The organism is Brevibacillus sp. LEMMJ03 (genome assembly GCF_007197875.1).
GTDB lineage: Bacteria > Bacillota > Bacilli > Brevibacillales > Brevibacillaceae > Brevibacillus > Brevibacillus thermoruber.
In genome coordinates this window covers 458,579-485,271 of record NZ_VKJN01000001.1, presented here as the reverse complement: position 1 = coordinate 485,271, position 26,693 = coordinate 458,579, and the positions used below count along the sequence as shown (strand labels likewise).

The 26,693-nt window shown below is 59.3% G+C and carries 24 protein-coding genes; 8 read left to right on the top strand and 16 right to left on the bottom strand.

What is annotated here, in order from left to right:
• Positions 1–10: 10 nt before the first annotated feature.
• From FOI68_RS02360 to FOI68_RS02350, 3 genes are all read right to left on the bottom strand, one after another.
• Positions 11–550 (bottom strand): dUTP diphosphatase, encoded by a 540-nt coding sequence (locus FOI68_RS02360; protein ID WP_035289728.1) that lies wholly within the window; start codon positions 548–550, stop codon positions 11–13.
• 38 nt (positions 551–588) lie between these two features.
• Entirely contained in the window at positions 589–1,620 is a 1,032-nt protein-coding gene (locus tag FOI68_RS02355) for a ribonucleotide-diphosphate reductase subunit beta (RefSeq protein ID WP_143862201.1), read from the bottom strand.
• Between the two features lie 73 nt (positions 1,621–1,693).
• Complete coding sequence (locus FOI68_RS02350) at positions 1,694–3,943, bottom strand: ribonucleoside-diphosphate reductase subunit alpha (protein ID WP_185973850.1); 2,250 nt, start codon at positions 3,941–3,943, stop codon at positions 1,694–1,696.
• Positions 3,944–4,240: 297 nt separating this feature from the next.
• On the opposite strand from FOI68_RS02350, the gene FOI68_RS02345 reads away from it, so the two are divergent.
• The 5 genes from FOI68_RS02345 to trhO all read left to right on the top strand — a co-directional run bounded on the left by FOI68_RS02345 (position 4,241) and on the right by trhO (position 8,814).
• Positions 4,241–4,978 carry a hypothetical protein gene (locus FOI68_RS02345; protein ID WP_044898495.1) on the top strand — a complete coding sequence of 246 codons (738 nt, stop codon included), beginning with the start codon at positions 4,241–4,243 and terminating at the stop codon, positions 4,976–4,978.
• Positions 4,971–6,044, top strand: coding sequence for a DUF3419 family protein (locus FOI68_RS02340; RefSeq protein ID WP_044898494.1), 1,074 nt, complete (start codon positions 4,971–4,973; stop codon positions 6,042–6,044). Before FOI68_RS02345 ends, FOI68_RS02340 begins: the two co-directional genes overlap by 8 nt.
• Positions 6,041–7,045 (top strand): N-acetyltransferase, encoded by a 1,005-nt coding sequence (locus tag FOI68_RS23240; protein WP_044898493.1) that lies wholly within the window; start codon positions 6,041–6,043, stop codon positions 7,043–7,045. The genes FOI68_RS02340 and FOI68_RS23240 overlap by 4 nt, the downstream gene beginning before the upstream one ends.
• A gap of 10 nt (positions 7,046–7,055) precedes the next feature.
• Positions 7,056–7,751, top strand: coding sequence for an iron-containing redox enzyme family protein (locus tag FOI68_RS02335; RefSeq protein ID WP_185973849.1), 696 nt, complete (start codon positions 7,056–7,058; stop codon positions 7,749–7,751).
• A gap of 121 nt (positions 7,752–7,872) precedes the next feature.
• The gene (trhO, locus tag FOI68_RS02330; protein WP_143862199.1) at positions 7,873–8,814 is read left to right on the top strand and encodes an oxygen-dependent tRNA uridine(34) hydroxylase TrhO; all 942 of its coding nucleotides are present in this window, start codon (positions 7,873–7,875) and stop codon (positions 8,812–8,814) included.
• Between the two features lie 127 nt (positions 8,815–8,941).
• Here the strand turns inward: trhO and FOI68_RS02325 are convergent, their stop codons facing one another.
• The 4 genes from FOI68_RS02325 to FOI68_RS02310 form a co-directional block, all read right to left on the bottom strand.
• Positions 8,942–9,991 carry a sensor histidine kinase gene (locus FOI68_RS02325; RefSeq protein WP_029099676.1) on the bottom strand — a complete coding sequence of 350 codons (1,050 nt, stop codon included), beginning with the start codon at positions 9,989–9,991 and terminating at the stop codon, positions 8,942–8,944.
• Positions 9,988–10,662 (bottom strand): response regulator transcription factor, encoded by a 675-nt coding sequence (locus FOI68_RS02320; RefSeq protein ID WP_029099675.1) that lies wholly within the window; start codon positions 10,660–10,662, stop codon positions 9,988–9,990. The genes FOI68_RS02325 and FOI68_RS02320 overlap by 4 nt, the downstream gene beginning before the upstream one ends.
• Positions 10,663–10,667: 5 nt before the next feature.
• The gene (locus tag FOI68_RS02315) at positions 10,668–12,449 is read right to left on the bottom strand and encodes an ABC transporter ATP-binding protein (RefSeq protein ID WP_035298376.1); all 1,782 of its coding nucleotides are present in this window, start codon (positions 12,447–12,449) and stop codon (positions 10,668–10,670) included.
• 565 nt (positions 12,450–13,014) lie between these two features.
• Positions 13,015–13,464: a hypothetical protein gene (locus FOI68_RS02310; protein WP_143862198.1), complete on the bottom strand. Its 450-nt coding sequence runs from the start codon at positions 13,462–13,464 to the stop codon at positions 13,015–13,017.
• A gap of 450 nt (positions 13,465–13,914) precedes the next feature.
• Here FOI68_RS02310 and FOI68_RS02305 point away from each other — a divergent pair, with 450 nt between their 5' ends.
• The gene (locus FOI68_RS02305) at positions 13,915–14,901 is read left to right on the top strand and encodes a glycerophosphodiester phosphodiesterase family protein (protein ID WP_143862197.1); all 987 of its coding nucleotides are present in this window, start codon (positions 13,915–13,917) and stop codon (positions 14,899–14,901) included.
• A gap of 216 nt (positions 14,902–15,117) precedes the next feature.
• Here FOI68_RS02305 and FOI68_RS02300 read toward each other — a convergent pair whose 3' ends face one another.
• From FOI68_RS02300 to FOI68_RS02280, 5 genes are all read right to left on the bottom strand, one after another.
• Positions 15,118–16,263 carry a CPBP family intramembrane glutamic endopeptidase gene (locus FOI68_RS02300; RefSeq protein WP_185973848.1) on the bottom strand — a complete coding sequence of 382 codons (1,146 nt, stop codon included), beginning with the start codon at positions 16,261–16,263 and terminating at the stop codon, positions 15,118–15,120.
• Positions 16,264–17,014: 751 nt separating this feature from the next.
• Complete coding sequence (locus tag FOI68_RS02295; protein WP_143862195.1) at positions 17,015–18,115, bottom strand: YheC/YheD family endospore coat-associated protein; 1,101 nt, start codon at positions 18,113–18,115, stop codon at positions 17,015–17,017.
• A gap of 42 nt (positions 18,116–18,157) precedes the next feature.
• Entirely contained in the window at positions 18,158–19,078 is a 921-nt protein-coding gene (locus FOI68_RS02290; protein ID WP_143862194.1) for an RluA family pseudouridine synthase, read from the bottom strand.
• 37 nt (positions 19,079–19,115) lie between these two features.
• On the bottom strand, positions 19,116–19,463 hold the full coding sequence (locus FOI68_RS02285) for a thioredoxin family protein (protein WP_029099669.1): 348 nt from the start codon (positions 19,461–19,463) through the stop codon (positions 19,116–19,118).
• A gap of 81 nt (positions 19,464–19,544) precedes the next feature.
• Positions 19,545–20,432 carry a LysR family transcriptional regulator gene (locus tag FOI68_RS02280; RefSeq protein WP_143862193.1) on the bottom strand — a complete coding sequence of 296 codons (888 nt, stop codon included), beginning with the start codon at positions 20,430–20,432 and terminating at the stop codon, positions 19,545–19,547.
• Positions 20,433–20,546: 114 nt separating this feature from the next.
• On the opposite strand from FOI68_RS02280, the gene leuC reads away from it, so the two are divergent.
• Both leuC and leuD read left to right on the top strand, forming a co-directional pair.
• Positions 20,547–21,977 carry a 3-isopropylmalate dehydratase large subunit gene (gene leuC / locus FOI68_RS02275; RefSeq protein WP_029099667.1) on the top strand — a complete coding sequence of 477 codons (1,431 nt, stop codon included), beginning with the start codon at positions 20,547–20,549 and terminating at the stop codon, positions 21,975–21,977.
• Positions 21,977–22,573 (top strand): 3-isopropylmalate dehydratase small subunit, encoded by a 597-nt coding sequence (gene leuD / locus FOI68_RS02270; protein WP_143862192.1) that lies wholly within the window; start codon positions 21,977–21,979, stop codon positions 22,571–22,573. The genes leuC and leuD overlap by 1 nt, the downstream gene beginning before the upstream one ends.
• Positions 22,574–22,868: 295 nt before the next feature.
• Here leuD and FOI68_RS02265 read toward each other — a convergent pair whose 3' ends face one another.
• From FOI68_RS02265 to FOI68_RS02250, 4 genes are all read right to left on the bottom strand, one after another.
• Positions 22,869–24,527, bottom strand: a complete 1,659-nt coding sequence (locus FOI68_RS02265) for an AMP-binding protein (RefSeq protein ID WP_143862191.1) — start codon at positions 24,525–24,527, stop codon at positions 22,869–22,871.
• A gap of 176 nt (positions 24,528–24,703) precedes the next feature.
• Entirely contained in the window at positions 24,704–25,174 is a 471-nt protein-coding gene (locus tag FOI68_RS02260) for a hypothetical protein (RefSeq protein WP_044898484.1), read from the bottom strand.
• Positions 25,175–25,255: 81 nt separating this feature from the next.
• Positions 25,256–25,747, bottom strand: a complete 492-nt coding sequence (locus tag FOI68_RS02255) for a YajQ family cyclic di-GMP-binding protein (RefSeq protein ID WP_035297758.1) — start codon at positions 25,745–25,747, stop codon at positions 25,256–25,258.
• Between the two features lie 49 nt (positions 25,748–25,796).
• Positions 25,797–26,585 carry an SDR family oxidoreductase gene (locus FOI68_RS02250; protein ID WP_029099662.1) on the bottom strand — a complete coding sequence of 263 codons (789 nt, stop codon included), beginning with the start codon at positions 26,583–26,585 and terminating at the stop codon, positions 25,797–25,799.
• Between the last annotated feature and the right edge of the window lie 108 nt (positions 26,586–26,693).

Sequence of the window (26,693 nt, the reverse complement as noted above, 5' to 3'; positions counted from 1 at the left end):
TCCGGCTGCCTTACTGGACGCCGCTGCTGCCAAACCCGCCAGCGCCGCGCTCCGTCTCGTCAAGCTCGTCCACGACTTCAAACTGTGCCAGCGGGACGAGGGCCAGCACGCCCTGGGCGATGCGGTCGCCTTTGCGGATCAGGTAGGTGTGGCGGTCCACTTCCCGGTCGACCGTCGCCGGTTTTTCGCTGACGTCCAGGCAGGTATGACCCACTTCGCCGGACGGCGTGCGGATGTTGTCCATCAGCACGCATACTTCCCCCCGGTAGCCGGCGTCTACGGTACCAGGCGCGTTGCTGATGCGCAGTTTCGTCTTGGCGCTGATGCCGGAACGCGGCCGCACCTGCAGCTCATAGCCGTCCGGCAGGGCGAAGGCAAGCCCGGTGGGAATCTTCGCCGTCTCCCCGGGCGGGATCAAGACGTCCTCCACCGCCACCAGGTCGAAGCCGGCGTCAAACGCCCGCGCGTACCGGGGAATGACGGCGTCTTCGTGCAGCCGTTTGATTTTCACCGGGGCAACAAGCCGTTGATTGATTGCGATTGTGCTCATGTCAGGTCTCTCCTTGCTGATGTGTACGCGTTTTTTTCTTACAAATCGCCGAAATTCAAGCCGCTCGATTTGGTGTAGTTGGTCACCTTTTGCTCAAAGAAATCGGTCTTGGTCTGGTTCAGGTTGGCAAAGCTGTCCACCCACTTCATCGGGTGTTCGGTATGCGCGGGATAGAGGATCTCCAGGTCGAGCGCCTTCAGCCGCTGGTTGGCCAGATATTTGATGTACCGCTCCAGGATGTCGTTGTTGATCCCGAGGATTTCGTTGTTGGTCACGTATTGGCCCCAGCGGATTTCGTGCGTGGCCGCCGTGTGGAACATGCCGCGCAGTTCCTCGATCAGCTCGGGCGTAAAGACGTCCGGGTTTTCCGTCCGCAGCTCGCGGAACATGTTCTGGAACAGCACCACATGCGTCAGCTCGTCGCGCTGGATGTACTTGATCATCGTCGCCGTTCCCGTCATTTTCCCCTGACGCGCCAATGTATAAAAGAAGGAAAAACCGGAGTAGAAGTACAGCGACTCCAGCAGGTAATTGGCGATGACCGTCTTGACGAAGTTGACGTCGTTGGGGTTGTCCACGAACTGCTGGTACAAGTCGGCGATGAACTTGTTCCGCTCCAACAGCCGCTCGTCGCTGCGCCACTCGTCGTAGATGTTCTCCCGCGTCTGCGGCGAGCAGACGGAATCCAGGATGTAGCTGTAGGACTGGGCGTGAATCTCCTCCTGGAAGGTCTGGATGTTCAGAAGCGAGCAGACCTCCGGCGCGGTGATGTAGTCGGAGATGTTCGGCAGGTTGACCGACTGCAGCGAATCCAGGAAGTTGAGAAACGAGATGGTCTTGTCAAAGGCGCGCCGCTCCGCCGGGGACAGCGATTCAAACTGCTTGGCGTCGTTGGCCAGCGGCACCTCTTCCGGAATCCAGAAGTTGTTCAGCATCGTCCGGTACAGCTTGGCCGCCCACGGGTATTTGATCCGGTTCCACTCGCGCAGGTTGGTGGTGTTTCCGCCGATCATGCGCTGCGTGCCCCGCTGGCCGCTTTCGTTGAACAGCCGCTTTTTTTCCAATTGCATGCGTGTCACACTCCTCCGGCAATTCGATTCCCCGGCCAACAAAAGACCGGGGAACCGGCGTGATGGCTGCTCATCATGCGGAACAGCTCACGCAGTCTTCCACGTCGACGGATTGGTTGCGCACGTAGTAGATCGTCTTCAATCCGTTCTCCCACGCCTGGATGTACAGGTCGAGAAACTCCGGCGCGGTAATCTCGGGCGTGATGTACAGGTTGAACGACTGCGACTGGTCGATGTGCCGCTGTCTCGCCCCCGCCGCCTTGATGGACCAGCGCTGGTCGATCCGGTGCGCTTCCTTGTAGTAAAAGAAGGTTTTGTCATTCAGGTTGGGCGCGGTCTGCGGGATGTTGCCGCTCCGTTTTTCCTCCACGAAAAACTTGGCGTAGACCGGGTCCGTCGACGCGGTGGACCCGGCGATCAGGCTGGTCGTGCCCGTCGGTGCGACGGCAAACGTCCAGGCGTTGCGCATGCCGAATCGGGCGACGTCCCGCTTCAACTCGGTCCAGCGTTCGTCCGCATAGCCGCGGCGGTCGAAGTATTCGCCGGTGTGCCACTCGCTGCCCTCGAACACGGCGTACGTCCCTTTCTCTTTGGCCAGTTCCATCGACGCCTTGATGGCGTGGTAGGCGATTTCCTCGTACAGCTTGTCCGCCGTCTCGACGTGCTCGTCGCTCTCCCACTTGATGCCGTGCTGCGCCAGGTACTGATGGTAGCCGCTCGTTCCCAGTCCGACGGCGCGGTACTTCCGGTTGGTGACCGCCGCCTGTTTGACGGGATAGTAGTTGAGATCGATCACATTGTCCAGCATCCGCATTTGGATCGGTACGATCCGGGCGATGTCGTCCATCGAGCGGATGCGGCCCAGGTTGAGCGAAGAGAGGTTGCACACGACAAAATCGCCCGGTTTGTAGCGCAGCACCACGTCGCCGTCCTCCAGTTCCTCGCCGGCGAAGACCGTGGGGCTCATGTTTTGCATGATTTCGGTACACAAATTGGAACTGTACACCATGCCCGCGTGCTTGTTCGGGTTGGCGCGGTTGACCGTGTCCCGGTAAAAGATGAACGGCGTACCCGTCTCAAACGCGCTGGACATGATCCGCTTCATGATCTCGATGGCCGGGATTTCCGTCTTGATCGCCAGGCGCTCTTCGCTGACGCACAGCTCATAGCGCCGTTCGAATTCTTCGCCGTAGAAGTCTTCCAGCGAAAAGCCCATCACCTGGCGGACCTCATGCGGGTCGAACAGGTACCACATCCCCCGCTCCTTGACCCGCCGCATGAACAAGTCCGGGATGCAGACGCCGGGGAAGATGTCGTGCGCCTTCATGCGGTCGTCGCCGTTGTTTGTCTTCAGGTTCAAAAAGTCCAGAATGTCGGCATGCCAGACGTCGAGGTAGATGGCGAAGGCTCCGGCCCGCGTCCCCAACTGGTCGACGCTGATGGCGATCTGGTTGTACAGGCGGGTCCACGGCACGATGCCGCCGGACGCTCCCTTGTGGCCGCGAATGGACGCACCGCGGCTGCGCACCTTGCCCAGGTAGATGCCCACGCCGCCGCCATACTTGGAAACCATCGACGTGGCACCGGCCGTATTCATGATGCCGGACAGCGAGTCGTCCACCGTGTCGATGAAGCAGGAGGACAGTTGGTGAAACGGCGTCCCGGCGTTGGACAGGGTCGGCGTCGCCACCGTAATCTCCAGCTTGGAGAGAATGTCGTAAAAGTCCTTGGCGTGTTTCAGGCGGTCCTTTTCCTTCATCGCCAGGTGCATGGCGATGACCATGAATCGCTCCTGCGGCAGTTCCATCACGCCGCCGCCAAAGTCCTTGATCAGGTACCGGTCGGCCAGCAGGCGCAGGCCTGCATAGTTGAACAGCTCGTCCCGCTCCGGCTTGATGTACGCCCCCAATTCCGCCAATTCGGAATCCGTGTATGTTTCCGTCAGATACGTGCCGTAGAGGCCTTTATCCGTCAATGTATGTATGAGCTGCGCAAAGTCGCCGTATCCGAAATGGCCGCGGTACCCGCGGTTGATGGCGGCGTCCTTGTACAGGTCGTACGCCAGCAGGCGGGCGGCCACAAACTGCCAGTCCGGGTTGTCCACACTGGTCTTCTCAACGGCGGTCTGCATGACGATCCGCTGGATTTCCTTGGTCGTCATGCGATCGCGAAACTGAATGCAGGCGTCCATCTCCAGTTCAAGCGGATCGCATGCGGGATAATGGGCGCACGCAAAGCCGATCACCTTTTTCAGCTTGTCGATGCGGAGGTCCTCCGTCTCGCCGCTGCGCTTGACGATTTGAATGGTGCTTACTGCGCTCATAGGGCCACCCCTGCCTCTCCCGTGTTTCTCGCGCACCTTCCAGGAAAAAAGAGGGCTGGCGAGATGTCGTGAACCTTTTTCATAGTGTACAGGATGCCACTATATCTAGCAAGCTGATAAATTTTTCGACAAATTCGACACAAGATATTGATTTCGATAGGGTGGCTGTGTATGTAACACAAGACTGGCCAAAAAGAAACGGGACCGAAGACCCATTTCCAGTGTGCTTGTCAGCGAAGCGTCAGAAGATTTACAATCGGATGGAGACGCCCGAAAATTTTGGAAAGGGTGGGGACCATGATCCAGTTTTCCTACCGCCTGCTCTCCTCCCTGTCCGCCGCCGACAGACAGGCATGTGTGGAGACCGCCAACAGCGCTTTTCCCCACTGCGACCAAACCGCCTACCTGGCGGAACGCTTTCCCCTGTATGACGCAGTGCTGATGGCCCATGACGAATCCGGACTGGCCGCCTTTCAATTGATGCAGCGGTTTCGGACGGACCATGGCTGGTTTGTCTACCTGGGCCCCCTGTACTCCCGGCGGAAGGCCTATCTGCCGATGCTGTTCCACTTCTTCCGCAGCGCGATGGACACATGGCCGGACGAGACGATTCACTTCATGGCCGAACTGCAGAATCCCGACCTGCTGCTCGTCTGCAAAACCCTGTTTCCGCGGTCGTACCCGCTCCTCTGCACCCGCGAAATCCCCCTGACCGTTCGGCAAACGGCCCACGTCTTCGTCGAACGGATTGCGCATATCGAGGGATTCAGGCCGGACAACCTGTCTTCGCACGGCAGCCATACCCTGTACCGCGCGGCGGCCGGCAGCGGTGCGGTCATGACCTGGCTGCACGCCAGGGGCGTGCGGCTGGACCGGGGAGACAGCCAGATCCTGCTGCTCACCTGCCCCGCCGATGCTTCATCCCGCTCCCGTCTCATGCGGGAGATGGAACGCGGCCGGCTGATGCTCGCGCACTGGGAGCGGTTTCGGCCGGTGATGCTGCGAAAATTTGAGGAGGGAGCTGCCCGTGACTGACCTGTATTTTGCTCAGATTCGCGAAGACAGCATGGTGGAACGAACGCTTGCGGACCGGTACCGTCCGGAGACGGTCGCCGTCGTCGGGTCCGGGGGGTGTACGGCGTTTTCCCTGCTGCGCGACGATGTGCAGACAATCTACGCGATAGATGTTAACCCCGCACAGGCCGCGCTGATCGAGTTGAAAAAGGCGGCCATCGGGGCATTGAGCCGCGAGGAATACCTGGCGTTCGCGGGAGAGACGGAGGGGCTGGACCGGCAGGAAACGTACCGCCGCCTGTCGCCGCTGCTCCCCGAATACGCCCGCTCCTTTTGGGACCGCCATCCGCACCTGCTGACGCTTGGCGTGAATCAGTGCGGCGCGACGGAGCGCTTCTACCGCTTTATCGCCCAGAATATCCGCCGCAACCTCTACGGCGACGAGATCTGGCAGGAGCTGCTTTCCTGCCGCACCCTGGCGGAGCAGGCCGCCTTTCGCGAACGCTACCTGACCTCAGACGCCTGGCGCACAGCCGTGCGTCTCTTGCTGAGCAAAACGACGCACCTGCAGTTTTTCCCCGCCTTCATGTTTGCGCAGGCCAGCGAACAGGACTTTGGCGCATTTTTTGAAGCGATGTTCGCCAGAGAGCTGGAGAGCCGGTTGATCGGCGGCAACTATTTTTTCACCCAGCTCATGTTTGGCACGTATCTGCTCGACACGCCGGAAGGAGCGCCGTACTACCTGAGCGAGGATGGCTTTGCCGCGGCCAGGCGCAACCTGCACAAGCTGCGGGTGCTGCCGCTCTCCCTGCAGCAGGCGCTGCCGCAGATGCAGGGCATCGACGCCTTTTTCCTCTCCAATGTCTTCGACTGGTCGGACGAATCGCAGCGGGCGGCGATTTGCGCCGCCGTGCTCGGGGCCAAAAGCCGGGAAGCGGTCTTGCTGTACCGCAACATGCTGTCCGCTCCTCCCCTGCCCGAGGCATTTCGGGAGCGGCTGGCGGTGGACGAAGCGTGTTCCCGGGAGATGACCGGCCTTGATCGGTCGATGATGTACCGGCAGATTACCGTGGGTGTGCTGAGATGAACTACACGACATCCCCATTGACGATGGAACACAACAACGCGCTGCTGGCCCTGGCCCATGCGACGGATACGGGCAGCGACCTGTTTGTTGTGGATCGCTCCCCCGATTTCTTCCGGCTGGGAGAGAGCTGGGGGGAATCGCGGTACACGGGGCTGTGGCGCCGCGGCCGGTTGATCGGCTGCTTCGGGGTGACGCGGCAGGTCCGCTTTCTGAACGGCCGAGAGGAACCCGTGTTCTACCTGCACGATGTCAGGATTCACCCTGACTATATCGGCACGCGCGCCTTTCAGCGGCTGGCGGGTCATGCCGTGGAGAACCTGCGCCAAACGTGCCGCTGGGTGTTTGCCGTCGTCTGGGACAGCAACCGGCACCGCTCGCCGCTGACGCGGGCAAACAGCGTGTTCCCGCCGGCGGTTCCCATCGGCCGCACCGTCCACCTTGGCGTCCCGCTGTTCTGGCCGGTGAACGGAGACTGGGCGCGCGTCTGTCCGATCGACGGCGAGGAAGCGTGGTCCCATTACGAGCGCTGGGCGGCGGGCACTGCGTTTGCGTACGCCGACCGCGCCCGCTTTTTGCGCCGGGATGGCTGGTTTTTGGGCCTGCATGACGGCGGGAAACTGCGCGCCGTCTGCAAAGTCATCGACCAATCGGCGGAGCGCCGGCTGGTCGTCACCCGTTCGCTCCCTCTCCCGCTGCGCCTGATCCATGCCGCCTGCCGGTGGCGCGGGACCGCTTCCCTGCCCGGTCCCGGCGAGCCGTTTCCGCACGCCTATCTCGCCTATTACGCCTGCGCGGACGGGGAAGACGGGCGGCGGGCGTTTTTCGCCTATCTGGCCCGCTTTCACCGGCAGGAGTATCCCTACGTCTTTGCCGGCGTCTCCCCGGAACTGGCGGAGACGTATCGCCACCCGCTGTTCATCAAGCTGGGCTCCACCGCCTACGCCTACGGAGATGTCCCGCCCGGCCTGGCTCTGGACGCCCGCGAACTCACCTTACTGTAGGAGGGATTCGATGACAAATGCATACACGGAAGTGAAGCACCTGGCGCAGCAGCTCTTTGCCCGGCACGAGGTGGAGCAGCATCCGCTGTTTCTCGCGCTGCACGACCAAACGTTTTCCCCGGCGCAGGCCAAGGAAGCGGCCCTGCAGATCTATCACGTCGTGGAGCATTTCCCCCGCTTTTTGTCCGCCATCCTGACCAATCTGCCTGATTACCGGCTGCGCATGCCGCTGGTGGAAAACCTGTTTGAAGAGCACGGCCGGATGAACGCAGCGCATGTGCACCTGGAAACGTACAAGCTCTTTTTGCGCGGTATCGGCGTGACGGACGCCGAACGGGAAGCGAGCCGTCCGATCATTCCCGTACTGGCGTACAACCGCGCCGTCACCGATCTCTGCCTGCATTACCCCTACCCGGAGGGACTGGCCGCCCTGGGCGTGATCGAAGAGATCGTGGCCCGCGTCTCTCCGCTCGTCGGCGCCTACGCCGCCTCCGCGTACGGCGGCACGGCCGATCTGGCCCATTTTACCGATCACGAGACCCTGGATGTCACGCATGCCAACGAAATCTACGAAGTGGTCGCCCAGGTGTACGCGGGCGACAACAAGCCGCTGGTGGAACGCGGCATGCAGTTGGGCATGTACTACCACACCCGGCTGTATACGGACATACTGGACCATGTGCGGACGTTTGCGGCTCACGCGTGACCGGCGGACATCAAATGGTCACATCCTTCCTGACATTTTTTCGGCATTTTTCGGCGCAATGTGATATAATCACGGTTGCGTCAAAAATTCCATAAGAATAGAAGGAAGGGTGAATTGTACCTTGCAAGTACAAAAACCGTATCGTGTTTTGCTTTACTACAAGTACGTCCAGCTTGACGACTACGAGGATTACGCGGCGGAACACCTCAAGTTCTGCAAGGAGCTCGGACTGAAAGGGCGCATCATCGTCGCGCCGGAGGGCCTGAACGGCACGGTGTCCGGCACCATCGAACAGACCGACGCGTACATGGAATTCGTTCGCAAGGATCCGCGTTTTGCGGACATCTGGTTTAAGATAGATGAAGCGGACGGACATGCGTTCAAGAAAATGTTTGTTCGCGCGAAAAAAGAGTTGGTCACCTGGCGTCTGGAAGACGATTTCAGCCCGACCGAACTGACGGGCAAGTACCTGACGCCGAAAGAATTCTATGAAATGCTGCAGCGGGACGATGTGGTCGTCATCGACGGCCGCAACGATTACGAGTACGAGCTGGGTCACTTCCGCGGCGCCATCAAGCCGGGCGTGCGCTCTTCCCGCGAGTTTCCGCAGTGGATCCGCGAGAACCTGGGCCAGTTCAAGGACAAGAAGGTGCTCACCTACTGCACCGGCGGCATCCGCTGCGAAAAGCTGACCGGCATCCTGCTGAAGGAAGGCTTCAAGGATGTGTACCAACTGCACGGCGGCATCGTCACCTACGGCAAGGACCCCGAGGTGAAAGGGCGCCTGTGGGACGGAAAATGCTACGTCTTTGACGAGCGCATCTCCGTGAAGATCAACCACACCGAGGAAGACACGGTCATCGGCCGCTGCTACTACTGCGGCAAGCCGGAAGACCGCTACGTCAACTGCGCCAACCCGTTCTGCAACAAGCAGCACTTCTGCTGCCCGGAATGCGAAGTGAAGTACAAGCGTTCCTGCTCCGACGAATGCCGCGAGCATCCGCGCAACCGCTACGTGGAAGAAGAAAACGCCAAGCTGCAGACAGCCGGCTCCCAGGCGTAAACAGGCAAACAAGCTGATCTCCGTGACGAGATCAGCTTGTTTTTTTGCCAGTGATAGCATCTGCCCTCCGCAGCCGTTCCTCCCTGTCGGCCGTCCGAACTTCAAGTCCTGCGGAGCGGAAGGCCCGCTACGGCTCAACGGGCAGCGTAACGGTAAAGGCCGCCCCTTCCCCCGGTTTGCTCTTCACGCTGATGGTTCCGTGATGCATGTCGACGATTTTCTTCACGATGGACAGACCGAGCCCGCTGCCGCCGCTGGAGCGATTGCGCGATTTGTCGGCCTTGTAAAAGCGTTCGAATAGATGCGGCTGATCCTCCTCCGCGATGCCGATGCCGGTGTCGGCAACGCATACGATCACGTCCTGCCCGTTCCGCTCCAACCGGATGGTGATGCTCCCGCCGTTTGGGGTAAATTTCACACTGTTGTGAAGCAGGTTGACCCAAACCTGGCTCATCAGTTCTTCATCGGCGACGACGTTCACTTCCTCCAGGGACACGTCCATGTCGATCGCTTTGTCCACCCACTGCGGTTCGCAGGCGAGGATCACCTGCCGCAATTGACGGTCCAGGCGGTAGCGCTTCGGCTCGAACGGATGATGGTCCGACTCCAGGGACGTGAGCTTCAGCAGGTTCTCGCTCAGCTTCGACAGGCGTTGGCATTCCGTCTCGATGATGCCGAGATAATGCAGGCGCTCCTCCCGGCTGAGCCGGTCGTTTTGCAGCGCCCGGGCAAACCCGCTGATGGAGGTGAGCGGCGACTGGATCTCGTGGGAGACGTTGGAGATGAACTCCTGGCGCATTTTCTCCATTTGGCTCAGCTCGACGGCCATGTGGTTGATGCTCTCGACAAGCTGTCCGAGCGGATGGTGTTCGCCCGGCTTGACCTGCAGGTTGACGTTGAAATCCCCCTTGGCGATTCGCCGCAGGGCATCGTACAGCGACTGCCACACCGCTCTTTGTTTGGAGCGGGCGAAGAAGCCGATGACAGCCATCACCATTCCCGCCAGCACATAGCCGAGCATCACGGTGACGAGCTGCCTGACGTAATCGGGCATCTGGTTGGTCAGCCCGCCGGCGTACAGCGACGTCAGGAAATAGGCGGCCGACCAGCACACGGTAAAGAATCCCAGCACAAACACGATGCCCGCCGCGTGGCGCAGGAAGAGCTTTCCTTTCATGAACGAACCTCCAATCGGTAGCCAAGCCCGCGGATGGTGCTGATCCGAAACGAGTGCCGCTCTTCCGGAAAACGCTCGCGCAGGCGCTTGATGTGCACGTCGACGGTCCGCTCGTCCCCTTCGTAATCGTACCCCCAGATCTGCTCGATCAACTGCTCGCGGGAAAAGGTCTTTCCGGGGTAACTGGCCAGTTTGAACAGCAGTTCAAACTCCTTGAGCGGCAGGGTCACCTGCTTGTCGCCCACCTGCGCTTCGTAGGTTTTGCGGTCAAGCAGCAGTTCGCCGATCTGCACCCGCTGCGATACGGCGATCCGGTAGCGCCTCAGCAGCGCTTTTACCCTGGCGACCAGTTCCAGCGGTTCAAACGGCTTGACCAGGTAGTCGTCCGTGCCCAATTGGAAGCCTTTGATTTTCTGCGACGTTTCTCCTTTGGCGGTCAGCATGAGCAGCGGGGTGTCGTAAAGTTCCCGCAGCTCGCGGCAAAGCTGCCACCCGTCCATGTTGGGCATCATGATGTCGAGGATCACCAGATCCGCCCGGGTTGTTTCCAGGAGCGCGAGCGCTTCCCTGCCGTCGGCGGCCTCCAGGACGGTGAACCCTTCCTCCCGCAGAAAAACGCCGACCAGCTCCCGAATGTGGGGATCGTCGTCTACAACCAGTATGGTGGCCATGGTCCTCATCCCTTTCCCGATTGGATTTCCGCCGCGGTCCGCTGATCGATCCGCAGCTGCTGGGTGGCAAATTCGCGGTACATCGCATGGGTGGCGAACAGTTCCTCATGCGTTCCCCGGCCGGTGATCCTGCCTTTTTCCAGAAAGATGATGTGATCCGCGTCCATGACGGTGGACAAGCGGTGGGCAATCACCAGCGTCGTTCGCCCCTTCATCAGATTCTGCAGCGCTTTCTGCACCTCGATTTCCGATTTGCTGTCCAGGCTGGACGTGGCTTCATCCAGCATGAGGATGCGGGGATTGCGCAGAAGCGCCCGGGCGATGGCGATGCGCTGGCGCTGGCCGCCGGACAATTTGACCCCTCTTTCCCCCACCTGGGTGTCGTATTGGTCCGGCATCTCCTCGATGAAGTGATCGGCGTAGGCCATGCGCGCGGCGCGGCGCAGCTCTTCCTCGCTGACCTCCCTTTCCATTCCGTAACAGATGTTCTCCCGGATGGTTCCGGCGATGATCGGGCTCTCCTGGGACACGTATCCGATCTGGCTCCGCCACGATTGGAGGGAAAACGCGTCGATCGGTTCCTCGCCCAGCCTGATCGTCCCCCGCGTCGGCCGGTAGTAGCGCTCCATCAGCGAAAACAGCGTCGTTTTCCCGCTTCCGCTGGGCCCCACGATCGCCGTGACCCGCCCCGGCTCGATCGTGAAGCTGACGTCGTCCAGTACCGGTTCACCCGACTTGTAGGAAAAGCTCACATGCTCCAGGATGATCGGCTGATGCGGGTTGGTGACCTCGCGTCCGGCCGTCAGGTCTTCTTCCGCCGCTTCCAGCGTGGCAATGATCCGCTCGGTCGCTCCCCTCGTCTTTTGCAGGTGGGTTACAAACATTGTCAATTGGCTCATCGGCATGACAATTTGAAAGAGATACAGGATAAACGCGACCAGATCGCCCGCCGTGAGCGCTCCGGACGACACCCGCATGCCGCCGTACCCGAGAATGACCACCAGCAGCACCATCAGGACGAGGGAAACAAACGGGGAGATCAGTGCGTGCACCGTCCCTTCTTTGATGCCGAGGTGAAGCAGGTTGGTGATGCCCCGTTTGCCGTTTTGGTACTCAATCGCCTCCGCGTTTGACGCCTTCACCAGTCGAATCTCCGACAGCACCTGGTTCAAGGTCGCGGAAAATGCGGCGGTCTCATCCTGCATCCCGCGGGAAATCTTGTGCATCGTCCGCCCCAGCGGCATCAGGATCAGAATCGACAGCGGCACGGCGGTCAGCATCAGCAGCGTCATTTTCCAGTCCAGAATGAGCAGGATCGTCACCGAGCCGACGATGGAGATCGCGCCGGTAAAAAAGTTGGTCAAATGATCCGTAATCAGCCCCTTGACGACCGCCGTGTCATTCGTCATCCGGCTGATCGTCTCCCCGGTCTGGTGGTCGTCGTAATAGGAAACCGGCAGGACGAGCAGCTTTTTCCACAAGCGGTCCCGCAGTCCGGCCACCACGCCCTGGCCGATCCGGTTGAGCAGGTAGATCGACAGTCCGCCGGCGATTGACTGGGCGAGAAAGGCGGCCACCAGCACGGCTACCTGCCACCTGTCCAGCGACGCGAGCGAGAAGCTGTTGACGAGGTCTTTCGTGAACAGCGGAACGAACAGGCCCACCACGGTGGAGGCTACGCTCAGGAACAGCGCGATGGCCAGCGGCAGAGCGGGCGGGTTCGTCTGTCTGATCAGATTGAGAAACGGGCGCCAGCCACCCGTTTGTTGCTTCGACATGTTCTCCATCTCCTTTTTCAAAAACGTAAGCTGTGATCCTCACAACGCTTGGGGTTAAACGCTCTCGGCCGCCTGGACGTCCGGGTCCCTCTCCAGACCGACTCGCGGATTCCTGTTTGCCATACGTGTTCTCTCCTTTTCATCCCGTTTCGGCGTGAACAGGATACAACACGTATATGAACGGAATGTGAACGACGCGGGCCCCGAAAAAACGGCTCTCGCTTCATGTTTTCGCGTTGGGTGCAGCCGAACTGCCGCCATGTGTGATCAAGGGCGGAAACGCCATGACTTGCATCAGGGCAACGCACATGACCGCATGACCGGATGGCAGGTACGGCCGCCACAGACAGCCGCTCCGCCGGGCAGACGCGAAAACTCCGGTGTTTGTCCAATTGCGGGAACATACCGGAGTTTTCTCATGCCAGTTTTTTCGTTTTGCGAATGTTCGTTGCGCCCGAAGTATGCGCCGGTCCCAGCCCGTTTCAGGCTTCATACATCCGGTCGAGGGCGAGCGGCCGGGCAGACGGGATGGGCGCGGCGTTCGATGACGTGACGCCGCCGCATGCGCTCCCGTTTACAGCGTAGTCTGGGACGGCTCCGCTTTGTTCAGCTTTTCCTTGAACATGTCACCCAACACCCCGATATCCACTTCCCATTTGTTCTCTTTGTAATAGACAGTCGCCTTGGATTCGCCTTTTTTCCCGGTGATCCGGATGCTGGCCGTCTTTACTTCATAGCTGCCGTCGTCATGAAACGAGATGTCCGCGTCCTTCAGTTCCGATTCCAGGATGGGGACGACCGTCTTTTGCACCGCATCCTGCGTGGTCTGCACGGCTGTGCGTCCCATATCGATCACCTGCTCCGGGCTGAAATGGAAGACCAGCACGAGAATGACGCCGATCACCGCCATCATGGCAAACAGCCGAAACAGGCTTCGCATGATCCATTGAAAGGCTGCGATCACCACGATCGCGCATATGACGATGGGCCAATAGTCTGTAACGAGGTTGAGCAGCGATTCCACATCTATCACTCCTTCTTTACCCATTCTGACCCAAACGGGGCCGGACCTATCCGTGCCCCCACAAGAAGAACGGCTCCCCGCATGTGTTTCGCCAGAAGCTATTCTTATTATGAATGTTCGCAAACGGTCCGGTCAAATGGCGCCGCGCTTTCCCCTCCTCTACTCAATACGAACAGCCCGTCCTGATCGTTACAGTCCAGGGGCAGGCCCCGGCAAAAACGCAAAAATGCAGGGTGCCATTCCCGACAACGGCACGGAACTCAAAAAGGCGCCATCGCAGCGCCGCACCAGGGAGTCGGAAATGGCTGTCCGCTTTCTCCGCGCGTTCCCTTTGCGGGCGATCGTTTCGCAGGAAAAGGCCTCCTCCCCATAAGTTGTTTGTCGAACAACGCGCCCATCCATGGTATCATGGTGTTCTGTACGAAAAGCATGATGGACGAGGAGAGTAGAATGAACAGATTTCGTGCGTTTTTCAAGAACAAGATCGTGTTGTTTTGCATCGCGCTCGTTGCCTTCATGTATGTGAACAATACGTCGCTGCTGGCCGAGGAGCGGACAGGAACTCCCTTGCTTTTGGCCCATCGGGGATTGGCTCAAACGTTCAACATGGAAGGCATCACCAATGAAACGTGTACAGCCGCGCGCATCTACAAACCGGAGCATCCTTACCTGGAGAACACGATTCCGTCCATGGAGGCTGCCGTCAGGGCGGGTGCCGATCTCATCGAGTTTGATGTCCATCCGACAAAGGATGGAAAATTTGCCGTCTTCCACGATTGGACGCTGGATTGCAGAACCAATGGAAAAGGGGTTACCCGAGAGCATACGCTGGAAGAATTGAAGAAGCTGGACATTGGCTACGGCTATACGTATGACCACGGGAAAACGTATCCGTTTCGCGGAAAAGGCGTCGGCATGATGCCTTCTCTCGATGAAGTGCTCGCTCATTTTCCCCACCAGTCCTTCTTGATTCACGTGAAAAGCAACGACCCGGAAGAAGGAAAACAATTGGCCCGGTACTTGTCCACCCTGCCGGAAAAGCGCCTGGAACAGTTGACGGTATACGGGGGAGATCAGCCGATCGAAGCGCTGCGTGAAGAGCTTCCGCAGCTGCGCGTCATGTCTCTCGCGACGATGAAGCGTTGTTTGCTCCCGTATATCGCAGTGGGATGGACCGGGTATGTTCCGGAGGCCTGCGCAAGAACGGAACTGCATATTCCGGAAAAGATTGCCCCTTGGCTGTGGGGATGGCCTGACAAGTTCCTCAATCGAATGGACGAACATGACACCAGGACCATTTTGGTTGCGGGAAATGGAGATGTCTCCCAGGGGTTTGATTCGGTGGAAGACCTTGAACGTCTGCCCGCCAACTATACCGGAGGAATCTGGACCAACCGCATCGATAAAATTGCACCTGTGTTCAAGAAGCAGGAGTAACCCTGCCGTGTTTGTTTGCATGACAAAGGGGCTGTCCCGGACCTGTTCGGGAAGCCCCTTTGCTTTATGCGGAACGTGACCATTCTGTTGATGACACATGGCAGGCGGATGTCCTCATTGACAGACGGAAATGGCGCTGTCGTCGTTCCTCTCCGGCGTGTCGGGAAAGGCGTGCTTGTTCAGGAACGGGGCCGTGCTATCAATGCAGCATACTTCCTAGAACGTCTCAGCGCTGTGAGTTGTCGGCACCGGTTCTTCCCTGGCTGCCTTCCGATCGGTATCAAACCATGACCATACCATCAGCAGCAGGATCGAATAAGACAAAACCCAATAGGTAGTTTCCTGAATGGGAGCAGATCCAGAGAAAATCGGCACGCTGTAATCAAGTACCCCATGGATGACAACGGGTACGACCAGGTGATTCGTTCGAATAAACGCGATGGTGAATAACATGCCGGCTGCGGTCACATCCATGAATCGAAAGAGCAGCCGATCCATGCCAACATGTGAGCCGATCGAATCCGGAACATGTACGAGACCAAAGATCATTTGAGACAGAATAAAAGCACAAAGTAAACATCGTTTTTGATATACACCCCATTTCCTCTTTAGGAAGAGAAATACCTGGACAAATAAAAAGCCACGAAATACGGCTTCTTCAAATAGACCAACTCCCCAGATATACCCCAAGTATCCGCCCAACCACCGGGGAAACCCATCCTCAATCATACGGAACGTGACAGTCAGTTTTTCTTTGGTGAAAAGCAATTCAACTACGACAGTAATCTGTACAACACACCAAAGAAGCAGGCAAGCCCACAAAGAACGCAGAAATGTTGATGGATCCAAACCGAGATCCTTGGATTTTAACGGACCGGATATTTTCAAACACGCCATAAAAATGAGAAAAAGAAGCAAATTGATGATCAATCGAAACGTAATGAATCCGTTTGTAAGTTCCACGTACTTCTGTAACATATTGGTGCTGATTTCCACAATCGAATGATTGAACATGATGGTCAGCCCTACGAGCAAGAAAACCAACAGAAAAGAGAATCCATTTGAATGGTTGCAATTTGTCAGCTTCGGATTCAATACAAATAAAACCATGATCAATACGCCAATTTGTGCAGCGGTCAAAACCGAGAGACTAACGTAGGAGACAGAATCAACATGGTTCAGAATGATGGGGCGAAGAACGATCATGAACGTAAGGGCTGAAATGACAAGGAGAGAACGCGTTTTTTTCCATGACGTTCGATTCTTCTCCATAAATATGGAGAGCAGAAATAGCAGCAACAACAGGAAAACGATCAATCTGTCCATAAACATTCGAATCGTCACATCAATCTGGTTCGCCATTTGAAAATGTCCATCATCTGATACACATAAAGATACTCCAAGAAATAGAATCGGCATACAGAAAAGGATTGCCTGCAAGGTTTTATCTGACAGCGTACGTACCCTCAATTTCACCACCCGTTTCTTGTTCCCTGTCTATATATCCAAGGAACCGGACAACGTTCCATCATTTCATTTCGTGTCTGAGACGAACACGCAAGGACCTTGTGGTTTGAATTTTTCGACAATCGAGCATATAAGGAAATGATTGGGAAATCTGGATTTTTTCACTAGCAACACGAAGTATCATATACCAATTTTTTACTCCTGTAAACTACCAGGATTCGACCACTATTCTTAACAAGAGCTTCTCATCCAGGGGATAAATCACAATGGAAGCGGCCCTCAAGAGAGGTGATCTCACCTTCTATCCCGTCAGGAAAGAGGATGAGATCGTGGTGTCAATACACCCCGCAATGATTCTGACGATCCAGTTGGGTACGCTTGTTGATGCGTTGACCGCTCTCTGTTGAACATCGGTAGCAAAAAAGTAGATCACCCTTGAGCCTGGCAGCCTGGTGATCTACTTCCATCAGTATGCGGCGTCCCCTTTGGGGGCGGCTATTGTGCAGGCCGCCGGTGTGAGAGAACCGGCGGCGAAAAAGTCCCATCCTCATGATGAGCGAAATGGCGGAACATGTCCCTTACGCTCATAGCGGCAGGGCGTGCCGTGCGGAAGACTGTCACTTATCGACAGCCTGAAGCGGCGCTATCACAGCGCCGCTCGTGCCGCCTGCCGCTCGCCGCCGGACTGCTGCCGGGCGAGGTGCAGGGCGTATTGAATCGGTTTGCTGATCGCTTCCTTGTATACCTGAGGCGTTCCCAGCTCGCGGAAGATTTCCCGCCCCGGCTTGGGATTCACCTCGATCAGCCAGGCCCGGCCGTCGACGTCGATGCCGATGTCCAGTCCCAGCTCGATCATCCGGCCGAAGTGCTGCTCGATCGTCTCCGCCGTCTGATAGGCCAACTGCTCGCAGTCCCGGATGATCTCCCGCGCCCGCTGCTCGCCAAACCGGGCGCGCAAAAACGCCTGGGCGGGCACCGCTTTGCCGCCGCCGTGCAGATTGGCCGTGGCGCTCCTCTCCCCGCCGACGCGCATGCCCGCGCCGGTGATGCTCCAGCAGCCGTTCCCGTCTTTCTGGATCAGCAGGCGCATGTCTACTGACCGTTTCGGAACCAGATCGAGACGAAGCCCTTGCTGGATGATCATCTTCTCGCTTTTCCACCGGTCGATCCAGCGCAGCAGGGCCGGGATGCGCCTGATCAGCGCGGACACTTTGGTCCGATCCTTGTTTCGCCCCAGGAGGCGGTACCCCTCAGCCGTCTTCTCCAGGCGGACAATCCCCCTGCCGCCGGTGCCATTCAGCGGCTTCAGGTAGAGAAGCGAATGGCGCGCGAGCATGCTGCGCAGATGGGCGTGGCTGTAGAGCATCGCCTCGGGAAGCCAGCGGTGCATCCGCGCGTCCCGCCACAGGACCTCATGTACTTTCCACTTGTTGGCCAGCCGGCTGTTGGCGTACCGAAAGCCGTTTGTCCGGCGAAACGCGACGTACCGCCGAAACGCCGCCGTCGGCGTGTAGCGGTAGCGGTCGATCACCACGTCGGGACGGGGAAACATGCGGGCCCTCCAACTCCGCCCATCCGGCACAAAACCGCGCACCTGCCTGCCGGACGGCGACACGTCCTGCGGCGAAAACAAAAAAACCGTGCCGCCCAACGCCTGGCCCGCCCGGATCAGCCGGCGAAAGTAGGCCGGCTCGGCAAATTTTTTTCCCTCCCGCCAGGTCAGGATGCCGATCACGGGTCGTTTCATCACACCACCCTCTTTCGTTCCCTTCCCTGGCAGTGTATTCACCTAGCGGCGCATTGGCGCTTGCCGCAGGGCCTGTTCCAGACGGCGCAAATCGTCCGGCAGCGGTGATCGGACCTCCATCGTCTCTTCGCCAAACGGGTGGGAAAAGCGCAGGACGGCGGCGTGCAGGGCCTGTCGGCCGATCATGCCGGCCTTTCCGCCGTAGAGGGTATCACCGATAAGGGGATGGCCCAAATGGCTGAGGTGGACGCGAATCTGATGGGTGCGGCCCGTCTCCAGCCGACACTCCAGCTTCGCCGCTTGAGCAAACCGCTCCACCACGCGGTAGTGCGTGACCGCCGGATCGCCGTTGGGCGACACCCGGCGCCGATTGGGATGAAACCGGTCCTTGCCGATCGGTTGGGTGATTATGCCGCTGTCCCGTTTGACCGCTCCGTGCACGAACGCGATGTAGGTACGCGAAATGTTCCGCTCCCGCAGCCGCTCGTCCAGGAGGGCCGACGCCAGGGCGTGCTTCGCGTAAAGGACGACCCCGGAGGTGTCCTGGTCCAGCCGGTGGACGTGGCGCACCTTGGCGGCCACGCCCGTCCGCGCGAAATGGCCGGCGATCAGATGATCGAGCGTCTTGGTGTGACCCGGCTCCGTGGGATGGAGCAGCAACCCGGCGGGCTTGTTTACGACCAGCAGATGGTCGTCTTCGTACAAGATGTCTACCGGCTCGTCCACTGGCTCAAGCCCCAGCGGTTCCGGCTGGCAAAGACGGAGGCGGATCTCCTGCCCCGCCTCCGCTTTCGCGTGCTGGGCGACCGGTGCGCCGTCCAGCAAGACCTCCTTGTGCTGAAAGAGCAGGTGAACCTGCTTGCGCGGCAGCCTCCACTGCTCCCGGAGCAGCGCGCCCACGGACACGGCGTCCTCCGCGAGATGGCCGACCAGCCATTCCCCTTCTTTTTTCATGTGTATCATGCCGTCGTGTCTCCCGGTTGGTTGGTTTCTCGTCTGGTTACGCCTGCTTCAGTCCCTCGTACACTTCAACTGCGCGGTTCAGGAAGTGTTCGATTTCTTCCCGGCTTTTGCCCAGCTTGCTGACGAACCGGACCAGTTCCTTGCCGTTGGAAAAGGCGATAAAGCTGGGGATGCCAAAGACGTCCAGCTTTTGCGACAGCTCCGGCAGGGTGTCGCGGTTGACGGCGACCATGTCCAGCTTGTCCTTGTAGGCTTCCTCGACTTCCGGCATGAACGGATCGATCCGGTGGCAGTCCGGGCACCAGTCCGTGTAAAACTTGACGACCACGGGTTTTTCCGAGGCAATGGCCTGTTCAAATTCCGCTTCGGTCTTGATTTCCTTCATGTCTGATCATCCTTTCTCGGATTTCTTGTGGAATTAGTGTACCACAGCCGCAGGTGTTTGTCCCGGCGGGGCCGCACTTGGCTACATCGCGCCTCCCTGCTCCACCAGGGAACGGACGAACGACTCCGCCGGACGGGAGAGCGGCCGGTCCTTGCGGTAGGCGACGACCAGCGTGCGAAACGGCCGGCCGGTAAGGCTCAGGTAGACGGGCGGCTCCGTCGTGCCCGGTGCCAGCGTAATCATCTTGGGGGCAAACGATAAGCCCATCCCCGCCGCCACCAGCGACTGCACCGTCTGGATGTTGCTGCTCTCAAAGACGATCCGCGGACGGAACCCGGCCTGTTCGCAAAGCCGCAGCGAGATCGTGCGAAACCCCTGCCCTTCTTTCAGCAGGATAAACGGCTGTCCGGCCAGCTCGGCCAGATCCACTTCCTGCCGCTTCGCCAGCGGGTGCTGCGGGGGAACCGCCAGGTAAATCTCCTCGTGAATGGCGGGGATCACCTCCAGCGAGGGATCGGCGATCGGCATCGTCAGCAGGCTGACGTCGATTTTCCCCCGGACCAAAAGCTGCTCCAGATTGCTGGACGTGTCCTCGATCAACTGCAGCTCGACACCCGGAAACTGCTTGGTAAACGCGGGGATGACCCGGGGCAGGACGTACGCGCCGGTGATCGGCAGACTGCCCACCAGAAGCTTTCCGCTCTCGCCGACCGCGTAGGCGCGCATCTCCCGCTCAAGCCCTTCCGCCATATCGATCAGCGACTGGGCCACCTGAACGAAACGCTGACCCGCGTCCGTCAGCTCCACGTGCTGCGGCAGGCGATGAAACAGGGTAACCCCGAGCAATTTTTCCAATTTGGCGATCTGCTGGCTGAGCGACGGCTGGGCCAGATGGAGCCGGCCCGCCGCGCGGGAAAAGCTGCGCTCTTCCGCCACAGCCAGCACGTAACGAATCTGTCGTAATTCCATGAAGACCTCCCGATAGGCAAAAGCTATCCATCTCATAATAATTATATCTTTGAACTATTCCCATGGCCATGATACAACCGTGATAAGAGTTTCGCACGAAGGAGGAATGTCCACATGAAACCCCGCACGATGTTTGAAAAGATCTGGGATGCCCACGTGATTCACGAAGAGCCCGGCAAACCCAGCCTGCTGTACATCGACCTGCACCTGGTCCACGAAGTCACCTCGCCCCAGGCGTTTGAAGGCCTCCGCCTGGCCGGCCGCCGCGTCCGCCGTCCCGACCTGACGTTTGCGACGATGGACCACAACGTTCCGACGGCTGACCGGTTTAATGTCAAAGACCCGATTTCCCGGCAGCAGATGGAGACGCTGACGAAAAACTGCGAGGAGTTCGGCATTACGCTGGCCGACCTGAACAGCCCCGATCAGGGGATTGTCCACGTGATCGGACCGGAGCTGGGATTGACCCTCCCCGGCAAAACGATCGTCTGCGGCGACAGCCACACCTCCACGCACGGCGCATTCGGCGCTCTGGCCTTCGGGATCGGCACGAGCGAAGTGGAGCACGTGCTGGCTACCCAATGCCTCCAGCAGGCCAAACCGAAGACGCTGGAAGTGCACGTGAAAGGCGAGCTCCCCTTCGGCGTCAGCGCCAAAGACTTAATTTTGGCGATCATCGCAAAATTCGGGACGGACTTTGCCACCGGCTACGTGATCGAGTACACCGGTGAGGCCATCCGCAAACTGACGATGGAAGAGCGCATGACCGTCTGCAACATGTCGATCGAAGCGGGAGCGCGGGCCGGCCTGATCGCGCCGGATGAGACCACGTTCGCCTACCTCAAGGGCAGACGCTACGCGCCGCAAGGGGAAGATTTCCTGCGGGCCGTCGAGCGCTGGAAACAGCTCTGCACCGACCCGGGTGCCACGTACGATCACCGCGTGGAAATCGACGCGAGCGAAATCGCGCCGCAAGTCACCTGGGGAACCAGCCCGGGCATGGGCACCGACATCACCGGCACCGTCCCCCATCCCGATTCGTTCCCGACGGCGGCGCAGCGAAAAGCGGCCCAGGACGCCCTCGCCTACATGGGGCTCACACCGGGCACCCCGATGACCGAGATCAAGATCGACCGCGTCTTTATCGGCTCCTGTACCAACGGCCGGATCGAAGACCTGCGCCGCGCGGCCGAAGTGGCGAAGGGACGCCGCGTCGCGCCCCACGTGCACGCGATGGTGGTCCCCGGTTCGCAAGCCGTGAAGCAGCAGGCGGAACAAGAAGGCCTGCACCTGATCTTCCAGGAGGCCGGCTTTGAATGGCGCGACTCCGGCTGCTCCATGTGCCTGGCGATGAACCCGGACGTGCTTCAGGAAGGTGAACGCTGCGCCTCCACCTCCAACCGCAACTTCGAAGGACGCCAGGGACGCGGCGGCCGCACCCACCTGGTCAGCCCGGAAATGGCGGCGGCGGCAGCCATCGCCGGCCACTTCGTCGACGTGCGCGAATGGAAACGTGAAGGCGTGAACAAGGAGGTCCTGCAATAATGAAACCGTTTGTCGTACACACCGGAATCGCAGCGCCGTTGGACCGCGTCAACGTGGACACCGACGCCATCATTCCCAAGCAGTTTCTCAAACGCATCGAGCGCACCGGCTTCGGCCAGTTTCTCTTTTACGAGTGGCGCTTCAACGCCGACGGCAGCCCGATCGAATCGTTCGTGCTGAACCAGCCCAAATACGCCGGCGCCACCGTCCTCTTGGCCCGCAACAACTTCGGCTGCGGCTCCTCCCGCGAGCACGCGCCCTGGGCGCTGTTGGACTACGGCTTCCGCGCCATCATCGCGCCGTCGTTTGCCGACATCTTTTACAACAACTGCTTTAAAAACGGCATCCTGCCGATCAAGCTGAGCGAGGAACAGGTGCAGGAGCTGTTCAGCCGCGCCGAGAGCCGCGACAACTACCAGCTCACGATCCATCTGCAGGAGCAGGTGATTACAGACGACGCCGGTCTCTCCTATCCGTTCGAAGTGGACGCATATCGCCGGTACTGCCTGCTCAACGGGCTGGACGACATCGGCATCACCCTGCAATACGAAGACAAGATCGCCGCCTACGAGGCAAAGCGGGAAACGTTCGTATAACTCCCCGCACACCGGCGAAGGCATGGAACCGCTCCGTGCCTTCGCTTTTCTTGTGACAAAAACAGCGCCTCCTCCAGCTTTTCCCACCCATCATAGTGCAGAACGGCCGGAAAGTAAAGATTGCCCTTTTCGCGCCGTTCACGCAGAGCTGCCGGCACGCTGACGACGGCCGGTTCCGCCTCGTATCGACACACCAACGCCGGGGCATGCCCCGGCGTTTGTCCGCTTTCCACGCTGCTCGCGATACATCGTCTCACTGTTCGCCGCGTGTTTCACGCTCTTCGCTGTCCGTCTGTCACGCGGTTTCGATGCCGTCCGCCGCCTCCAGGCCGAAAGCGCGAATCGCCTGCTCCCGCAGCTTGAACTTCTGGATTTTGCCGGAGGCGGTCATCGGGTATTCACTGACGAACTGGATGTAGTGCGGAATTTTAAACCGGGCAATCCTGCCTTCGCAGTATGTTCGCACCTCTTCCGCTGTCAGCGTCTCCCCCGGTTTCACCTTGATGCAGGCCAGCACCTGTTCGCCGTATTTGGGGTCCGGCACTCCGACCACCTGAACGTCCAGCACTTTGGGATGGGTGTAGAGGAATTCCTCGATTTCACGCGGGTAGATGTTTTCTCCGCCGCGGATGATCATGTCTTTCAGCCGGCCGGTGATGCGGAAGTAGCCCTCTTCGTCCACCGTCGCCAAATCGCCGGTGTGCAGCCAGCCTTCGTGATCGATGGCTTTGGCCGTCTGCTCCGGCATGTTGTAGTATCCTTTCATCACGAGATAGCCGCGCGTGCACAGCTCTCCCTGCACACCGGGAGGCACCGTCTCTCCGGTGACGGGATCGATCACCTTCACCTCCACGCCGTCATGCGCCCTGCCCACGGTGGAGACGCGGCGCTCAATCGTGTCGTCCGGCCGCGTCTGCGTGATGACCGGGGACGATTCCGTCTGTCCGTACGCGATCGTGATCTCGCGGATGCCCATTTTCTCCACGACGTTCTTCATCACCTCGGTCGGACACGGGGAACCGGCCATGATCCCGGTGCGCAGCGAGCGAAGGTTTCGCTCCGCAAACGACGGGTGGTTCATCTCGGCGATAAACATGGTCGGCACGCCGTACAAGGCGGTGCAGCGCTCCTCCTCCACGACGGACAAGACCGTCCCCGGATCAAAGGTAATCACCGGCACCATCGTGGCTCCCGTCGCCACGCAGGCAAGCGTGCCCATGACGCAGCCGAAGCAGTGGAAAAAGGGCACCGGGATGCACACCCGGTCCTCCGCGCCCAGCCGCTGGCACTCGGCCACCTTGATCGCGTTGTTGACGATGTTGTTGTGGGACAGCATGACGCCTTTGGGGAACCCGGTCGTCCCCGACGTGTACTGCATGTTGATGACGTCGTCCGGGTGCAGCTCCCGCTGGCGGGCCACCCGCTCCCCGTCAGGCACGGCCGCGCCGCGTTCCAGCAGATCGCGCCACAAAAACATGCCGGGCTGCCGGTCCTCCCCGATGTAGATGACGTTTTTCAGATGCGGCAGCCGTGCCGACTGCAGCCGCCCCGGTTCGCACTCGTCCAGCTCGGGGCAGATTTCCCGGATCATCTCCAGGTAGCTGGCGCCCCGGAACGAGTCGATCAGCAGGAGCGTGGTGGATTCCGACTGGCGCAGCAGGTATTCCAGCTCGTGAACGCGATAGCTGGTGTTGACCGTGACCAGCACTCCCCCCATTTTCGCCGTGGCAAACTGGCTGATCACCCACTCCGGCACGTTGGTGGCCCAGATGGCGATGTGTTCCCCTTTTTGGATCCCCAGCGAGAGAAACCCCCGGGCGGCCAGGTCGCACACGTCCCGGAACTGTGAAAACGTGTAGCGCAGGCTCCGCTCCTTGTAGACCACGGCCTCCTTGTCAGGAAAGCGGCCTGCCGTTTCGTCCAGCAGGTCGCCGATCGTAATGGAACGCAACATCGAAAGCCCCCCTTCTCCCCTAAACGTCTGACTATTCTGTCTGTTGTAGTTGATTCGATTCGCCGGCTGTATATTCCTTCCTGTCATACGTTTTTTCGGAATGGTTCTCCTGTCGTAAAGCCGGTCCGACATCCGGCGGGAAAGAAAAAGCGTCCCTTTGTCGGAACGCCTTTTCCTTACTGCACCACGAATTTTTGCACCGCTTCCACCTTGTACGGCAGGTGATTGCTGTAGTTCAGCTCAACCCGCAGCTCGTGCTCCCCTTTTGGCAGCTTCTTCAGCAGAAACTCCGGATGGTAGATCATCCCCTTCGGTTCGCCGTTCAGGTACAGGTGCGCGTGCCCTTGGCCGAAGACAGCCTGGTTGGGATCGCCCGAATCCTCGACAAACTGAAAGTTCTGGGTGAGCAGTTTGACGTCAGCCGTGCTTCCCTCCACCTTCACGTCCAGGTTGAGGGTCGGCTTCGCGGCGCCGTCCGGCGGAGCAGCGGGCAGTGCGGATGCGGGGACGCTCGGTTCTTCCGGTCTGTAGGAGTCGGATACATGCAGCGGGTCTTTGACCAGCAGTACGATACCCGCCACCAGCACGATCAGAAAGACGATGCCGCCCAGGATCAGATTGCGCAAACTGACGATAAAGACCTTCATATCCTACTCTCCCTTTCGCAGATGCTTGTCGCCTATTGGTACATGCATACGCGAAGAGAGAAAAAATAGAAGCAAAACTTTTTATCGGTAGTTGATGAACTGCACCTCAATCGGCAGGTCGGCCTTGCGGATGGCGGCGATCACCGCCTGCAGATCGTCCTTGCTTTTGCCAACCACCCGGATCTGGTCGTCCTGGATCTGCGATTTTACTTTCAGGCCGGTCTCCTTGATGATGCTGGTGATTTTTTTCGCATTCTCCTTGTCGATGCCCTGTACGAGCTTGACCCGCTGGCGGACGGTCCCGCCCGCTGCAGGCTCCACTTTGCCGTACTCCAGATTTTTGACCGGCACATCCCGTTTGACCAGTTTGCCGAGGAGGATGTCTTTGACCTGGCCCAGCTTAAATTCGTCGTCGGAAACCAGCACGATCTCCTCTTTCTCCAGCGTGATGCTGCTCTTGCTGCCTTTGAAGTCAAAGCGGTTTTCGATCTCCTTGACAGCCGTGTGGATGGCGTTGGTCACCTCGGCCAGATCCACTTTGGATACGATGTCAAACGAACTTTCCTTGCTCATGCCAGCTCCCCTTCACCTGTATTTTCCATCCATTATAGCACAGCGGCGGTCAGATCGCCTTGACCAGGCCACCGTCGACGAGGAACGCCTGGCCCGTCACGTAGCTGTTGGCCGGGGAGGCCAGGAAGGTGACGACGCGGGCGAACTCCTCCGGTTGGCCGTAACGGCCGAGCGGAATCGCAGCCTCCACCTGCCGTTTCACCTCGCCGACGTCCACCTGGAGCTGCTCCGCCCGCAGCCGGTCCAGCGAAGCGACCCGGTCCGTCGCGATTCGTCCGGGCCCGACGGTGTTGATGAGAATCCCGTCCGGGCCGAGCTCCACGGCCAGGCTTTTCGCCAGCCCGACAATCCCGGTGCGGAAGGTGTTGGACAGGATCAGGTTTTCCAGCGGCTGTTTGAACGAAGAGGAGGCAAAATTGACGATGCGGCCGAACTGCTGCCTGCGCATGTGCGGCAGCACCGCGCGAATCGCCCGCACGAAGCTGAGCAGGTTCAGCTCAAAGGCCGCGATCCACTGCTCGTCGGTCAGTTGATCAAAGGTGCCCGCTGCCGGACCGCCGGCGTTGTTGATCAAAATGTCCACGCTGCCGAACCGGGCGGCCGTCTCGTCCACCAGCCGCCGGATGTCCTCGGCTTTGGTCACGTCCACCAGCATGGCCAGCGGCTCTTTCCCCGTCTTGTCGATGATCTCCGTCCGGGTGGCGGCCAAGGCGGCTTCATCACGGCCGCAGATGGCGACGTTCGCCCCCTCCGCCGCGAGCGACAGCGCGGTCGCTTTTCCCAGTCCTTTTGTCGAGGCCAGCACGATGGCCGTTCTTCCCTGCAATTGCAGATCCATATCGATTCTCCTTTCCGGTTTTCGCAATGTTCTGGTATTCCTTGTCTGCCTCCATTCTACAGAAAAATCTGACCAATGCAAGCAAAAGGGAAAAGGCCGGACAGTTTC